At 47.7% G+C, this 17,215-nt stretch carries 8 protein-coding genes; 7 read left to right on the top strand and 1 reads right to left on the bottom strand.

Annotation, left to right across the window (positions count from 1 at the left end):
* Positions 1–2 precede the first annotated feature (2 nt).
* From KSW37_RS02450 to KSW37_RS02430, 5 genes are all read left to right on the top strand, one after another.
* Complete coding sequence (locus tag KSW37_RS02450; RefSeq protein WP_254368530.1) at positions 3–1,664, top strand: RagB/SusD family nutrient uptake outer membrane protein; 1,662 nt, start codon at positions 3–5, stop codon at positions 1,662–1,664.
* Positions 1,665–1,676: 12 nt separating this feature from the next.
* Entirely contained in the window at positions 1,677–3,065 is a 1,389-nt protein-coding gene (locus KSW37_RS02445) for a DUF5114 domain-containing protein (protein ID WP_217313189.1), read from the top strand.
* 18 nt (positions 3,066–3,083) lie between these two features.
* Positions 3,084–4,169 (top strand): glycoside hydrolase family 53 protein, encoded by a 1,086-nt coding sequence (locus KSW37_RS02440; RefSeq protein WP_217313188.1) that lies wholly within the window; start codon positions 3,084–3,086, stop codon positions 4,167–4,169.
* Positions 4,170–4,205: 36 nt separating this feature from the next.
* A complete protein-coding gene (locus tag KSW37_RS02435) occupies positions 4,206–6,656 on the top strand; it encodes a glycoside hydrolase family 2 TIM barrel-domain containing protein (RefSeq protein WP_217313187.1) in 2,451 nt (816 codons plus the stop codon).
* Positions 6,657–6,811: 155 nt separating this feature from the next.
* A complete protein-coding gene (locus tag KSW37_RS02430; protein WP_217313186.1) occupies positions 6,812–9,691 on the top strand; it encodes a two-component regulator propeller domain-containing protein in 2,880 nt (959 codons plus the stop codon).
* 144 nt (positions 9,692–9,835) lie between these two features.
* On the opposite strand, the gene KSW37_RS02425 is transcribed toward KSW37_RS02430, so the two are convergent.
* Complete coding sequence (locus tag KSW37_RS02425) at positions 9,836–12,307, bottom strand: hypothetical protein (protein ID WP_217313185.1); 2,472 nt, start codon at positions 12,305–12,307, stop codon at positions 9,836–9,838.
* A gap of 413 nt (positions 12,308–12,720) precedes the next feature.
* Between KSW37_RS02425 and KSW37_RS02420 the strand changes: the two genes are divergently transcribed.
* On the top strand, positions 12,721–15,657 hold the full coding sequence (locus KSW37_RS02420; RefSeq protein WP_217313184.1) for a SusC/RagA family TonB-linked outer membrane protein: 2,937 nt from the start codon (positions 12,721–12,723) through the stop codon (positions 15,655–15,657).
* An 18-nt stretch (positions 15,658–15,675) separates the two neighbouring features.
* Complete coding sequence (locus tag KSW37_RS02415) at positions 15,676–17,202, top strand: RagB/SusD family nutrient uptake outer membrane protein (RefSeq protein WP_217313183.1); 1,527 nt, start codon at positions 15,676–15,678, stop codon at positions 17,200–17,202.
* The last annotated feature ends 13 nt before the right edge of the window (positions 17,203–17,215 follow it).

Raw genomic sequence — 17,215 nt, 5'->3', positions numbered from 1 at the left:
CAATGAAACTTAAGAATATATTATATAGTATGATGATGGGAACAGCGGTGCTGACAGGCACAACCAGCTGTGTTTCCGATCTCGACCAATATCCTCATACAGAGACAACCTCTAAGGATGTTTATACCTCGCTTGCCAATTACGAGGCTGTGCTGGGTAAGATTTACGCTGCCATGGTGACTAGCGGTCAGGGCAAGGGCGGCGATAATAAGGATATGGAATCCGTATTGAACAATGGTAATGGTTTCGATTACATGCGTATGTTTATCAATATGCAGGAGTGTGGTACCGATGAATTTGCCTCTACCTGGCTGACTGGTGAGCAGACTACGGGTCTTACCTATCTCTCTTGGGATGCCAACGATGCCTGGGTATCAGATATGTATTATCGTATCTACTACAACATCGCCCTCTGCAACGAGTTCCTCCGCAATGCCAATAATGCCAATTTCTCGGGTGCTGATGCAGAGAAGATGAAGGAGTATAAGGCAGAAGTCCGTTTTATGCGTGCTCTGTTCTATTACCATGCGCTCGATTTCTATCGCAACATTCCGATGGTGACAGAGAACGACCCTGTGGGCAGCTACATTCCTCCTCGTTATACTCCTCAGCAGACATTCGATTATATTGAGAGCGAGTTGAAGGATTGTGTAGGCGATATGCTTCCAGCATCCACCTGTCCTTACGGTCAGGCTTCTCAGGGTGCTGCCTATACCTTGCTTGCCAAGCTTTATCTGAACAGCGAGGTTTATACCGGCGTTGCCAAGTATGCCGAGTGCATGGAGGCTTGTAAGAAGGTGATGGATATGGGATATTCTCTGGAGTCTGATTACAGCAAGCTCTTCAATGCAGATAACGACAAGCGTACCAACGAGATTATCTTCGCCTTGCCGGTAAGTGCAGAGCATACCGTAAGCTGGGGTTCTTCCACCTATCTGGTTTGTGGACAGGTAAGTATGTCGAATGCCAACCAGAATGTAGCCGATTATGGTGTAACTGCCGGTTGGAGTGAATTCCGTCTTCGTCCTGAGTTTGTAGATAAGTTTACCCAGACCGATATCGACGGCAGTGGCGACAGGCGTTGCAAGTTCTTCACCAATGGTCAGAGCAAGGATGTAACCACCATGACCGATGAAACCACCGGTTATCTTTCTGAGAAGTGGAGCAACCTGAAGGATGATGGTACTACAGCATCTAATACTGCCGATGCAGGTGTAGAAACCGATTTCCCTCTCTTCCGTTTGGCAGATGTCTATCTGATGTATGCCGAGTGCGTGGTTCGTCTGCATAACGACTGGGATAACTGGGCTGGTGGTAGTGATGCTACAGATCCAACCGTGATTGCTTCCCGCAAGCAGGGAGCTATCTATTGGATTAACCAGCTTCGTGAGCGCTCTCATGCTTCTGATGTATGGGCAAGCAACTTTGCTGATGACGATGCCTTCCTCCAGTTCATTCTCGATGAGCGTGCCCGTGAACTCTATCATGAAGGTTATCGCCGTACCGACCTGATTCGCTATGGTCAGTTTACTACTAATAAGTACATCTGGCAGTGGAAGGGTGGCACCCACGATGGACAGGCTGTTGACAGCAAGTACAACATCTATCCAATCCCTAACACCGAGCTTACCGCAAATCCAAATCTTCATAACGACAACTATTAATAGGATAAAAGAATGAAAAAGATATTTAGAAACCTGATGATGCTTCTCTGCGCACTCACCGCCCTGGTGAGTTGCGACGAGAGTGGCGACAAGATATATCTGGATGGCTTCAAGGCATCCGATCTGATGGCATCGGCATCCGATGTGAAGCTGTCTGTAGATAACAGTAAGGACGTTGTCCTCTCGTTGGCTTGGCAGAATCCTACCTTGCTTTCGAGCGATGAAACCAAGCCTGCGGGCAGTGGAGTGCTGAAAACTTATCTGCAGGTATCAGCCTCAGAGAACTTTACTTCAGAAAAGGAATACACCGTAACCGACCTTTCCAAGGCTTTCACCGGTGCAGACCTCAATGCTGCAGCCAAGGATCTCGGCTTGTCTCCTGATGTGAGTTCACCTCTCTATTTCCGTATCAAGAGTCTGATGGGTAGTAATCTTGATGCCGCTTACAGCAATGTCTGCCAGGTAAAGGTTACTCCATACCTCATTGATATGAGCTACATCAATATTCTGAATGAGAAAAAGGATCAAGTTCTGACCAAGCTCTATTCTCCTAATTCTGATGGAGTTTATTCTGGCTATATGAATGCCTCTTCTTGGTTCCATATCTGGGGTAAGGAAAATGATGGTACCATTTGGGGTAATGTAGGACAGGATAACCATGTGTACGAAATGGATAATACTGAGTCTGCATGGAACATCTGGTTCCCTGGTCAGACAGGTATTTATTATACAGTTCTTGATACAAAAGCTAAGGAACTTAAGCCAACTTACATCAATTCGATGCAGCTGAATGGTGAGAACATGACCTATGATGCTCCTAACTATGCTTGGACCAAGGTCATAACAACTACAGCCGATAATACTCCAGTCAGCATCGTAGCTACAGGCGCTGAGTACAGCAAGACTACAGGTACAGAAGATGCTGCAGCTGTAGTGAAGACCATGAACTATACTTTGGCTGATGGCAAGATGACAGATGCTGCAACTGCTGGTAGCGTGAATATTGCCAAGGCGGGTACTTATACCATAACCGTGAAGGTTGGTGAGCACAGTCAGTTGGAATATACCATCGTTGAGGGCGACCAGACAACTCCAGAGCCAGAGGCTAGCAATACTCTCTGCATGTTCTCTAAGGATGGTAAAACCCTTCTTGCCGTGATGAGCTTGGTGAGCGAAGGTGTTTATACCTGCAAGTACAAGCCAACTTCCTGGGAGAACTTCCGCTTCATCTACGTAGGCGAGAACAAGGATGACAAGAAGACCTGGTATGGTGCCGATGGCGAGCAGTTTAAATTGACTTCTGTTGATGGCGCTTGGGATATCTGGTTTGGCGATGAGAATGGCGAAACAGAGTTTACGGTTACCGCCGACCTCAACACCATGACATGGAAATATGAATAATTAATAAGAAAAATAGCAATGAAGAATATATTTGGAAAAGCCATGTTGCTGGCTACAGCGCTCTTGTTCTCTATTACGGGAACAAGTTGCAGCAGCGACGATTCTCCTGTTCATGAGCAGGAGAAAACATACGATATGAGCGGTTTTGCCAAGGGTGCCGATGTTTCCTGGCTCACAGAGATGGAGAAGGACGGTGTGAAATTCTATAATCAGAATGGCAAGGCTACAGAATGCATGAAGCTCCTTCGCGAAGAGGGAACCAATTCCATCCGTCTGCGTGTCTGGGTAAATCCGGAAGGTGGCTGGTGTGGCAAGGATGATGTCATCGCCAAGGCTTGGCGAGTTCAACAGCTCGGCTTCCGTCTGATGATCGACTTCCACTATTCTGATACCTGGGCTGACCCGGGCAACCAGAAAGTTCCTGCTGCATGGAAGGGCTATACTGCCGAGCAGATGAAGCAGGCTGTGTCTGATCATACCAAGGATGTTTTGACAGCCCTGAAGGATAAAGGTGTAACCAACGTAGAGTGGGTGCAGGTGGGCAATGAAACCCGCGACGGAATGCTCTTCAACAGCGATGAGGCTGTAACCGGTCAGGTATCTAAGAATGCAGCCAATTTTGCAGCTTATATCAACGCCGGTTATGATGCTGTTAAGGAAGTTTATCCTAATGCAAAGGTCATCGTTCATGTAGATAAAGGACAGGACCTCGGTGGACTTACCTGGCTCTACGATAAGCTGAAGGACAATGGCGGAAAGTGGGATGTCATCGGACTGTCTCTTTATCCGGAAGATGATAACTGGCAGAGTTATGCAGAGAGTTGTCTCTCTAACATTCAGACTCTTTCTTCCAAGTATGGCAAGGACGTCATCATCTCTGAAATCGGTATGTGGTGGGGCTCTGACCAGGCTGCGCCAATGATGAAGAAAATGGTGGATGGCTGTAAGGCAATCTCTACCTGCGAGGGTATCTTCTATTGGGAACCAGAAGTTTACAACAACTGGAAGCCAGCCAACTATACCACTTTGGGTTGGTCTGCATATACCAAGGGAGCCTTCGACAACAGCGGCAAACCAACTGCCGTATTTGATGCATATAAATAATCCGATGCATATAAATAAGAATATTAACGAAGAGATATGATAAAGAGAAGCATTACTTTCATGACTCTTGCCCTGGCACTCACAACGCTGTGCCAGGCGCAGAGCAGAAAGGTTATCAATCTGCCTTCATGGGACTTCTCCCGTGATGGCAAGGCGTGGCAGCAGGTAGCTGTTCCTCACGACTGGGCTATCTCGGGTCCTTTCGATAAGAAATGGGACCTGCAGATGGTGGCTATCGAGCAGAATGGCGAAAAGGAGAAGACCGAGAAGTCGGGACGCTCTGGTGCGCTGCCTTGGATAGGTGAGGGTATGTATAAGATGAACTGGACGGCTCCTAAGGGCTATAAGCGTGCCGTACTCGTTTTTGATGGTGCGATGAGTCAGCCTGTTGTCAGCGTCAATGGCAAGGAGGCTGGCAGATGGGCTTACGGCTACAATGCCTTCCGCATTGACATCACTCCTTTCATCCAGTTTGGTAAGAGTAATCTCATCGAGGTACATCTTAATAATGTAGAGGAAAGCAGCCGATGGTATCCGGGAGGCGGTCTTTACCGTCCGGTTTCCGTAGAACTTTACGGTAACGAGAACTTCTCTACCTGGGATACCTTCGTGCGTACCCTGAAGGCTGATAAGCAGGAAGCTGAAGTAGAAGTAAATGCGCTGCTGGAAGGAAAGACTGGTAAGTCGGGCAAGACCGTTATAACCCTGTTGAATGAGGCTGGCAAGAAGGTTGCCGAGCAGACCGTCACAGGTGCCAATCCTGAAATCAAGACTACTCTGAAGGTAGCGAATCCTCAGCTCTGGTCTCCGGAATCTCCTTACCTCTATCAGGTAAAACTTACCCGATATGAAGGAAAGAAGGTGGCTGATGTGCAGACCCTGAAGACCGGTATCCGTACCATCTCGGTATCCAAGGATTATGGTTTCCAACTCAATGGCGTTACCCGAAAGCTGAAGGGTGTCTGTCTGCACCACGACCTCGGTCCATTGGGCGCTGCAGAGAACAAGGCAGCTCTCATCCGCCAGATCAAGACGATGAAGGAGATGGGTTGCGATGCCATCCGTACAGCCCACAACATGCCTTCTACCATGCAGATGGAACTCTGCGATTCCCTCGGTATGATGGTAATGGCTGAGAGTTTCGATATGTGGATTTATCCTAAATGCAAGAACGGCTACGCTAAGTACTTCAAGGAGTGGAGCGATAAGGATATCACCAATCTAGTAAAGCACCACCGCAATCATCCTAGCATCGTGATGTGGAGCATCGGTAACGAGATTCCTGAGCAGTGGAGCCAGGAGGGTGTGCAGATTGCCAAACGTCTGCAGGACCTCTGTCATCTGTATGACCCTTCCCGTCCTGTTACCCAGGGCATGGATAGGGCAGAAGATGCCCTGAAGAGTGGATTTGCCCAGGTGATGGACGTTCCAGGCTTCAACTATCGCGTACATAAATATTATAAGAATATCGAGCAGTTGCCTCAGGGCTTTCTCCTCGGTTCTGAAACCGCCTCTACGGTCAGTTCCCGTGGCGTATACAAGTTCCCGGTAGTGGTAAGTGATAAGGCTACCTATCCTGATGGTCAGTGCTCAAGCTATGATACCGAATACTGTTCCTGGAGCAATCTTCCTGATGATGACTGGAAGATGCAGGATGATTATAGTTGGGTAATCGGAGAGTTCGTGTGGACGGGCTATGACTACTTGGGCGAGCCGACTCCTTACGATACCTACTGGCCAAGCCGTAGTAGCTACTTCGGTATCTGCGACCTTGCCGGACTTCCAAAGGACCGCTACTATATGTATCGTGCCCGCTGGAACGAGCAGCAGCATACCACCCATCTTCTTCCTCACTGGAACTGGAAGGGTAGAGAAGGACAGGTTACCCCTGTATATTGCTACACTGATGGTGTGGAAGGCGAACTTTTCGTGAATGGCAAGAGCCAGGGCAGAGTGCGCAAGGACAAGTCAAGCCGTCTGGACCGCTATCGCCTCCGCTGGAACAATGTGAAGTATGAACCAGGCGAGATTCGTGTGGTTACCTACAACCAGTATGGCGATAAGATAGGCGAGGACGTGAAGCGTACTGCCGGCGAGCCTGCACAGATGAAGTTCAGTGTAGAAACACCTGATCATGAACCTATTGCCTGCATGGTAGAAGGCTGTACCGATGAACACAATGTGCTTCTGAATGCCGATGGCAACGACCTTGCCTTCATCACCGTGAGTCTTCTGGATAAGGACGGCAATGAATGTCCGCTTGCCGATGACGAACTGACCTTCGAGGTGAGTGGTGCCGGCACTTTCAAGGCTGCCTGCAACGGCGATGCCACATCGCTCGAACCGTTCACCCAGCCTCAGATGAAACTTTTCTCTGGCAAACTCGTAGTCATCGTACAGAGCAGCAAGCAGAAGGGCGACATCATCCTGAAGGTAAAAGACAGCAAGCGAAATATCGAAAAGTCGATTACGCTCCAGGCAATATAAGAAGACAGAGACTGATTTCAGTTGGTTATAAAGTATATGGTTTATATCAAATCCTCTGGGGATAGCAGTGGCTATTTTCCCAGGGGATTCTTTTTTTTATGATTTTCCTCCGATTTTTTTTGGCGTTATCATGAATAATGTGTAAATTTGCACGCATGAAAAAGTCAACAGAACCTATATCTCGCATCAGCATGGCAATTGCTATGCTCTTTGTTTCGCTCGCCATCCATGCGCAGCGCTTCGTCAACACCTCCCTTGAAGGTGCTCAGACAGTTTGTGCCATTACCCAGGACAGTGATGGAATGATATGGCTCGGAACCGACAATGGTCTTTACAGCTATGATGGTTATCATGGCTATCGCCATTTTCAGGAACATACTTTCAGCAATACGCGTGTTAATGCGCTCGGTTTCGAGGGCAGAATGCTCTATCTGGCTACTGGCAACGGCATCCTGAAATTCGATACGCAATCTTATCAATATGCCGAAACACCAGCCATGAAGGCTTTTGCCGATGAGACGAAGCGCAAGCAGTTGAAGGAACTCCGTGTGCTCGATATCAAGGGTAGTAAGACTGACTTCGGTGGCGATGTCTATGCCTTGCTCTCTACTCCGCGAGGTTTGCTCGTAGGTTCGCTCGCTGGTCTGCATCTCGGCAGCAGACTGATTCCGCTCCGTGCAGGAGAACAGCCGCTGGTTAATGCGCTCGCTTATGATGCCAAGCGCCGATGCTACTGGATTGGTACCGAGGGTGCTCTCTATTGTGCCGACCTGCAGCTCAGGAACTTCTCACAGATTCCTGCTCTCAACGGCAATTCCATCAAATGTCTTTCTACAGATGCTGCCGGCAATCTCTATATCGGAACAGATAACGGACTCTATCAGATGGCACTCTCCAATGCTATCACCCATTATATCCACGATTCCCGTGATGATGCTTCTATTCCTAACAACATCGTCTGGGCTTGCTTTGTAGATAAATGGCAGAATGTATGGGTGGGTACAGACAATGGACTCTCCCGTCTCACTACCCATACCTATTACCGCTATGTATCGCTCGATAAGATTACGATGTCGGGTGAGGGCAACTGTCTGCATGCCATGCTCCAGACCCGTAACGGCGAATGGTGGATGGGCGGTACCAACGGTCTGATTCATTTCACCCGGAATGCTGAAGGTTATCAGAATGTGGCATGGTACAAGCAGAACAGCTCTGCCTTCCCGCTGAGTCATAACCGTGTACGCAAGATTTATGAAGACCATGACGGCGATGTATGGATCTGTACCGACCATGGTATCAACTTCTATGACCGCAGTTCCCGTCAGATGCGCAACTTCATCGTCTACGATAAGAGCGGCAAGTATTCTACTGCCTGGGCTTACGATATTCTCCAGGACAAGAAGGGCAGGATATGGATGGGTTCTTATCAGGGAGGTGTCTTCGTGATGGATAAGGCGGCTCTTCTGAGCGGCAAGACCATAGCCGACTGGCATTACTCGGACAAGGGAAAGAATGCGCTCTCCGGTCTGCATGTAGGTCAGATGGTGATGGATGGAAAGGGTAGGATTTGGGTTTCTACCTTTAACCGTCTCGACTGCATCAATCCGAACGATATGAAGGTGGTGCAGGTAGCTAACTCAGATGTTCTCAACTATCTGATGGCAGACAGCAAAGGCAATATCTGGATGGGTGATAACAGTTCGGTAACCTGTTATTATGCAGCCGGTTCTGTGCTGGGTAACAGTTTTTCTTCCAAGACATGGCAGATTGGTGGCAAGGTAAGTACCATGTGCGATGTGGAAGGCAAGATATGGGTGGTATCGGGCAATGAATGCTGCGTAATCAATCCACAGGGTGAGAGCCAGCGTTTCATGATTCCTTCTGTTGTACCGCTCAACATCTGTTACAGCAGACAGACTCATGAGGTAATGATGGGCGGCAATGACGGCTATGTGGCAATCAGTTCCGATGTAGCACAGAAGCCTAAGCAGTTTACCCGCCTGATGCTGGCTGGAATCATCGTAAACGGAGAGGCTCGTGAGGAGCGTGGAGAAATCCTGGAACTGAAGAGTGATGAGAACAACTTCACCCTGCAGCTCACCGACCTTCCTTTTGCTGATCATCCTTCAGCCGTTTATGCTTACAAACTCGAAGGCAGCGACCACGACTGGCATTATCTGAACTCCGGCAATATCGATATCACCTACAATGGTTTGTCGTATGGCGATTATCATCTTACGGTTCATGCCGTGGATGGTGAAGGCAAGATAGCTGCCGAGGTTTATTCGCTCGACATCTCCGTCCTGCCGCCTTGGTATCTCTCCTTGTGGTGCAAGCTCTTCTATATCACGGCACTCATCGTGTTTGTGGCATGGCTGGTAAGCTGGTATTTCCTGCGCAAGGAACTGGCTGATGCCCAGAAGCAGAAGGCTGAGGTGTTGGAGCAGGTACAGATGCGTATGGACTTCTTCAATCGTCTGACGGAAGATTTGAAGGCTGCCGTAGCTCATCATTCATTTGATGAGGTGACTGCTCTGATGGTCCGCTATCTGAACGTGAAGATACCAGAGGAGCCATCAACTGTTGCCACAGGGTTATCCGCTTCGCCTGAATCTGAGCCTGAGTCATCATCCTCAGAACCAGTTCCTGCACGCTCTGAGTCTTCTGAAGAGGAAAAGAAGGAAGTAAATGTCTGCGAGTTGGATGTGTCAGACAAGCGTCTGCTCGAAGAGATCAATGAGGCGATAGAGAAGCACATGATCGATTCTGACTTCAATGTTTCGATGTTGCAGGATGTGATAGGCATAGGTAGCAAACAGCTGTATCGCAAGACGAAGGCGATAACGGGCCGTACGCCTGTAGAGTATATCCGTGAGATGCGTATGAGCCGTGCTGCCGAGCTCCTGAGCCAGGGTAAGTTCAGTGTTTCCGAGGTGATGTATACCGTTGGTTTCTCCAACAGCAGCTATTTCTCCAAATGCTTCTCCAAGGAGTATGGCATGACTCCTACGGAATACATGAAGATGAAGAGATAAAGTCCGGACGTAGTACAAGATACGTCGGGACGTAATTTCAGCTTTATGAAAACGGCTGCATAGAAACAAAAAAAGGGTGTGTCATGTACTTATGACACACCTCTTTTCTTGTGATATATTCTCTGATTGTATCAATCAGAAAGATTACTTCTTGATAACAACCTTCTTGGTCTTACCATTCGACTTGATGATGTAAACACCGCTGCCTGTGATACTGTTGATCTTGGTACCATTGATGGTATAGATGGCTGGCTTGCTGTCTGAATCCAGCTCGATGCGGCTAATGCCATCGGTATTGTTATCTACGAACTTCACCTTAGCTCTGCCTTCAGCATAAGAAACCATGAAGATGAAATCCTTTTCCTCTTCTACTTCCTCGATGAATGAATCGCCGGTCCACTGGATGGCAGCTCCGTCATAGCTAATACCATTATCAGTAAGACGGCATGACTGCTGTGGTGTAAAATAGCCGCCATCTACATTCTGGAATTCGTTCTTGCCCTTGGTGAGTCTTGCCTTCACCCAGATAGGATTGTTGAGGCTTGCCTTAGATACATCCAAAGTTTCTCCCTTCTTAAGTTCTACAGGGTTGTCAATAGTTTCGCCTGGCTTTGAAGCACGCTGGGTAAGAGTCAGTTTCTTGCCTGTAGCATCACCTTCTATATTAACCTGGATATACAAAGCGTCACCCTTCTTGGCAGAGAATACTGCGTGATATACGTTGATACGCTTTGGGTCAACCTGGTCTAAGGTAGATTCGTCCTGAATATTGTCTGCCATGCTGACAGGAGCCTTACCGTCGTTCTTGACAATGCCGATGCTGTTTGACCATGAGAAAGGAGCATCGCTGGAGAATTCTATCACGCCAGTCTCGGTTACATCATATTTCAACCAAAGATTGCTTGCATTCTCGCCCAGAGTATAAGAGTCGCCAGTCATGACTATAGGGTTCTCGCGAACCTCACCAGCATCAAACTTCGTCTCTGCCAATGTAAAGGTAGAAGCCTTCTTTACGTCCTTGAGGACGATGTAGTATACCTTGCCAGAAGTAGCCTGGATACTGTATGTGTTGTCCTTCTGGAAAACATCGTATGAGCCGTAACCTGATGTGTCCTTTGGGAAGGTAACCGTTACGCCATCTTCTACGGTAACAGCAAGCTTACAATTGCTTGTTGCCTTGTAGGTATAATATTCAGTACCATTGAAATCGATGGTGTTGCTACCGAGTACAGCATCCTTAGGTTCTGTAATCAGCGAACCCTTTTCTACATCTGCATACCTGATGTTGAGGGTCAGCGGAGCAGACTCATTGGATGTGACAACCAGATAGTATTTCTGTTCTTTTGTGCTGTTTACATCTCTCTTGATGATCTGGTTCTCCATATTGGTTGCACCATATGTTCCTTCAGAGGTGTTAACGTAGGCAGAAGTACCCTCGCTCAAAGCTGCAGGAGACTCAACGGTGAGGAGCTTCTTGGTGTTGGCAGGAACAGTGAAGGTATAGAAATACTTACCTTTAGCTCCTGGCAATGTGATGGCTTTAGCTGTTTCGCTTACGGCAACAGGGATGGCTGTATCAGCAGTCTCGCCTGGCTGGTAGTCTTCCATCTGCATCTTGAAGGTGCTTGGAGTCTCGGTTTTTGTAGTCTTGTTTACTACGATATAATAAGTACCATAAGTAGATGCAATCTCTGTGCGTACATCGAAAGTTCCTGTAGCAGACTCTACCACAGCGTTTGTTTCAGATTTAGCGTTAAACTGGTTTCTGTAAACGCTCAACTTGCCTCCCTCAATCTTTTCGTCGCTGGTAATTTTGAGATAGCCCTTTTTGGAAAGTGCATAGCTGAAGTAATATTTGCCAGCTTCGGCAGGAATGGTGTTCTCGCCTTCCTTCAGTATGTATGGCATGTCAAAAGAGCCTTCCTTTACATCTACCACTTCTGATGTGATGATGACAACTGGGATAGAGAGTTGGAAGTTGATGTTGTAAACCTGACCCTTTTCGGTCTTGAATTTGAATATCTTCTTTCCGTTTTCTGTTACAGCAGAAATGACGGTACCATTTACAGTTGCCTTGTAAGCGTTCTGTTCTGTCTTGATCTGTAGCTGTCCGTCTTTCTCTGCCTTATAGGTGGCATAAGCGTTGATAGAACCAGCACCTTCGTATGCCGGGTTGCCGATAACCTGAGTTTCGCCCAGCTTGATTTCCAGCGGATCAGCTTCTGTAAGTCCTTTACCTACATTCTTGGTGGCTTCCAGCTTCAGAGTGAATCCTACCTCTGCGGCGCCTGCTGCATTCAGGATGAAGTAGTAGGTCTTACCCTTTTCAAAGGCATAGATTTTGCCATCATAATCGGGTGTGAATGTGCCACTGATGTTTGTTGGCTTGGCAGCTCCGTCCTTGAGGAGTGCTACTGAAGGATGCTCTCCTCCGTCATAGTTGCCAACTGTTGCGATGTAGTCCTGGTCGGCTGTGAATTTCCAGTAAACATCACCTGCTTGGGCTGCATTGTAAAGGTTGTTGCCTTGTGATACAGACAGCGGTTTTTCGAAAGTCTGTGCCATAGCAGAAGCCGACAGGCACAAAGCGGCTGCAATGAGTAAAGTTTTTCTCATACTTTATATATATTAAATTGTTAATAATCTGAAGAGTGGCAGTTGTTAGGTTAAATCTAAAAGCTACCCATCTTCTCTCTTGTTGCCGCAAAGGTAGTGATTATTTTTGAAAACTGCAACTGAAAGTGACAAAAAATCGACAATTAACTAAATTTATGAGCAAATATGCTAAAAAACATAGATATTTCGTGTTAATTATTTAAATTTTAAGCGATTATCTTGGGCAAATAAGAAAATATTCGTAATTTTGCACCGATTTAAGTTAAATAGGTATTTCCATGCGTGCATTTTAGTGAAAGAATGTGTAAATGGAGGGGCGAAGTGTCGCCCTGAGTGCTTTCGGCTTTTACCAAACGAGAAAAAAATGAGAAAAAAATAATAATTATTAATTAATAAACTTGAAACAAACAAGGATGAGAAGATTAACTCTTTTACTTGTCTCACTTGTATTGTTGTCTATCCAATCGGTCTTGGCGCAGAGTTTCAGCGTCAAGGGTACAGTCGTGTCTGCTGAAGACAACGAACCGATGATTGGTGTGACCATTATGCAAGAGGGAACATCAAATGGCGTAGTGACCGATATTGACGGTAACTATACCATCGAAATTAAGGGTGCTTCGAAGGCTACGCTTGCCTACTCGTATGTGGGTTGCGTTACGCAGAAGCACGTTGTGAAAGCGCAGACAAATACGCTCAACATCACCCTTGCTTCGGATTCCAAGATGATGGACGAAGTGGTTGTGGTGGCGTATGGCGTGAGAAAGAAGGGAACCATTGCGGGTTCCGTGTCTGCCGTAAAGTCTGAAAAGATAGAAAATGTGCCGGCGGCAAGCTTCGACCAAGCTTTGCAGGGACAGAGTACTGGTTTGCAGGTCATCTCTTCTTCGGGTGAACCTAGCAAGGCGGCTACCTTCCAGATTCGTGGTACCAACTCTATCAACTCCGGCAAGTCGCCACTCTTTATCCTCGACGGCGTGCCAATCTCAAGCTCTGATTTCAATACCTTGAGTCCTAACGACATCGAAAGTATCTCTGTATTGAAAGATGCCTCTTCTACCTCTATCTATGGTGCACGTGCTGCCAATGGTGTGGTTGTCATCACTTCCAAGCGAGGCTTGTCAATGGACAAGGCGAAGATTACGCTCCGTGCACAGTATGGTTTCTCTGAGTTGGCACAGACCAACTGGAAAATGATGAATACCGACGAGCGTATACAGTTTGAGAAAGAAGTAGGTCTGGATACAGGTAAGGATTACAATCTTCTTTCAAGAGTAAACGTAAACTGGCTGGACGAGGTGTTCAACGACCGCGCTCCGCTGCAGAGCTACGAACTCTCTATCAACCGTGCTACCGACCGCTTGAACTACTATGTTTCTGGTGGTTTCTACGATCAGGACGGTATCGCACAGAATTCAACCTTCCGCCGTTACAACATCCGCACCAATGCTGATGTAAAGGCAGGCAAGTGGTTGAAGGTAGGTACTAACACCATGGCTGCCTATGAGGAGGCTCAGCAGGCTGACGACGGTAGCTATACTACCGTTACTCCTATCTCAGCATGCCGATTCATGCTGCCTTACTGGAATCCTTATGCCAAGGATGGAAGTCTGGCTTCACTTGCTGCAGGCAACTGGGCTGGAACCAGCGAGAACCCTATCGTTTACATGGGCTTGAATCCTATCAAGAACAAGAAATATAAGGTACTCTCTACCATGTATGCTGAAATCTATCCGATAGAGAATCTGACTATCCGTACTCAGTTCGGTGCCGATTTCACCCATTCTACAGCGTTCCTCCAGTCGTTCCCAAGTCTCTCTTCAAATAACGGACAGGGTACTGCGGCACGCCAGAGCAGCGATGCCATCAACCTGACAGAGACCACTACGGCTAACTACCGTTTCACCCTGAACGATATCCATTCGTTCAACGTGATGCTGGGTCAGGAGGCTGTCAATTTCCACTCAGAGGGTTTCCAGGTATATTCCAAAGGTCAGACCAGCGATCTTCTGACCAACGTATCATCAGGTACACGTGCCAGCCGCTGGGCAGATTCATCTTCTGACTACTCTTACCTGTCATTCTTCATGCGTGGCGAGTATAACTATAAGGAGCTCTACTATGCCGACTTCTCTCTGCGTACCGATGCTTCTTCACGTTTCGGTAAGGATCATCGCTGGGGTACATTCTGGTCGCTCGGTTTCATGTACAACGTGAAGTCTACCGACTGGCTGAAGGATATGAAGTGGCTCAGCACAGCCCAGATTGCCGTAAGTACCGGTACATCGGGTAACTCTGAGATTCCTAACTATTATCATCTGGCTCTGGTATCGGGTGGTGCCAACTACGATAATACTGCCGGTTTCTCTCCATCACAGAGTGGTAACGAGGAATTGGGTTGGGAGTCAACATGGGCAAACAACTTCGCCCTCCGTTTGGGCTTCCTCGATAGAATCAACTTCAGCTTCGAGGCTTACTACAAGCGTACCTCTAATATGCTGATGCGCGTTCCTGAGTCTTACACCGTTACCGGCGAGGGCTATCGCTGGAAGAACGTAGGTGTGATGGCTAACAAGGGTATCGAGCTGAGTGCTGACGGTGATGTAATCCGCACACGCGACTTCACCTGGAATGTAAGTGCCAACGTATCTTACAACCAGAACCGTTTGAAGGAACTCTATAACGGTGTAACCGAGTATGTAAACTCAACCACCGGTTTGAAGTATGTGGTAGGTCACTCAGTAAGCGAGTTCTTCCTGAACCGTTATGCCGGTGTGAATCCAGCGAATGGTGAGCAGCTCTGGTATGACAAGAACGGCAACGTAACCAACGAGTTCCGTGAGAGCGACAAGGTGATGACAGGCAAGACCTATGATGCACCTTGGATGGGCGGTTTCGGTACAAGCTTCCGTTGGAAAGGTTTGCAGCTTTCTGCCCAGTTCAGCTGGATCGGTACACGCTACGTGATTAACAACGACCGTTACTTCGAGGAGAGCGGTGTAACCTTCGGTACTGCTTACAACCAGTCAAACCGTCTGTTGTACGACCGTTGGAAGCAGCCTGGCGATATTACCGACATCCCACGTTGGGGCGAGGTAACCCAGCTCGACGACCGCTTCTTGGAGAATGCATCGTTCCTCCGTCTGAAGAATCTCAGTCTGTCCTATTCATTGCCACAGAGTCTGTTGCGCAAGACCAACTTCTTCTCTATGGTCAGAATCTACGGTCAGGCACAGAACCTCTTCACCGTAACCGGTTTCAACGGTCTGGATCCTGAGGTTTCATCCAATATTTACCAGGCACAGTATCCGGCATCACGCCAGTTTACTCTGGGTGTTGAATTGCAATTCTAACCAAGAAAGGAGAAAAAAATGAATATCAAAAATATAAAGACATACATCCTGTCGGGAATCCTAGCCCTCTCGATGTCTTCCTGTCTTGATAAGTATCCTGAGGATTCTATCCGCATGGACCAGGCTATCAACACGGTGGACGACATGGACAAGCTGGTGTACGGTATTTACGACAGTTTCAAGAGCAGCGCCCTCTATTCGGGCAATCTGACAATCCTGCCAGATCTGCAGGCAGACTTCGTGTACTGCGTGAAGGGCTACTCTAATGCCTATGGCGATATCTACCGTTGGAAAGATATCAAGGCTACCAACACCGACATCGAGGCGGTATATGCCGATCTTTATGGTGTTATCAACACTGCCAACTTCCTGCTCGACAACGTAGATAAGGTAAAGGCAAACACCAACAGTGATAAGGAGCTCGACAAGCTGGAACAGTATCAGGGCGAGGCTTACTTCGCACGTGCATTGGCTTATTCAGAGTTGATCAAGTGTTTCTGCAAGGCTTATGACAGCGATGAGCAGGCTGCGAAGGAACTCGGCGTTGTACTCACAGAGCACTATTACGGCAATGAGCCACAGAAGAGAGCCAGTCTGAAGGACTCATACGATTTCGTATTGAGAGACCTTGACAAGGCTGCTGAATATCTGAAGGTAGATGAAGACTTCACCGGAAATCTCTACAACGAGATTTACTTCAACGAGTATACCTGTCATGCCTTGCGTGCGCGCGTATCCTTATATATGCACAAGTATGATGATGCCATCAAGTATGCATCTAAGGTAATCGGCAGTAAGTATTATACATTGGAGAAGGCTTCTTCCAACACCTATTCAAGCCAGGTGAACGATTACAAGTATATCTGGACCTATGGTGATTCGCGTGAGGCTATCTGGAAGGTAGGCTTTACCGTGAACAGCTATGGCGGTGCACTGGGTACCATCTTCGATAACTACAACTATGTAACTTATCGTCCTGACTATGTGCCTGAGACATGGGTCATCAACTCATTCGACGCCAATGACCTCCGTGCTGCAGCCATCTTCACAACCCGTACCACCGGTTATGAGCACGGTTTGCAGTGGCCTTTGCTGAGCAAGTATTTCGGCGATGCAGAATTCCTGAACAACAATATCCTGCATGTTCACCAGCCAATGGTATTCCGTCTCTCAGAGCAGTATCTGATACGTGCTGAGGCTTACGCCATGAAGAAGGACTACGCTAAGGCAGGTAAGGACATCTCTACCTTGCGTACAGCCCGCTACTCATCTTATGGTGGTAACACCTCGATGAGCGAGAGCAACGCCATGAAGATAATCGAGGCAGAGCGCGTGAAGGAACTCTATATGGAAGGCTTCCGTCTGAATGACCTCAAGCGCTGGCACAAGGGATTTGAGCGTAAGGCTGCAGACCAGCCTGCTGCCAACTTCGTGCAGAGCAGTCTGAAGGTTGAAAAGGACGACCCTCTCTTTGTCTGGCCAATTCCTCAGCATGAGCTTGAGGCTCCAGGTTCTGAGATTCAGCCTAATGAAAGTAACAAATAAAATAAGGAGACGA

Source organism: Segatella copri (assembly GCF_019127135.1).
GTDB lineage: Bacteria > Bacteroidota > Bacteroidia > Bacteroidales > Bacteroidaceae > Prevotella.
The sequence above is the reverse complement of the archived record's forward strand: the minus strand, read 5'-3'. Positions and strand labels throughout refer to the sequence as shown.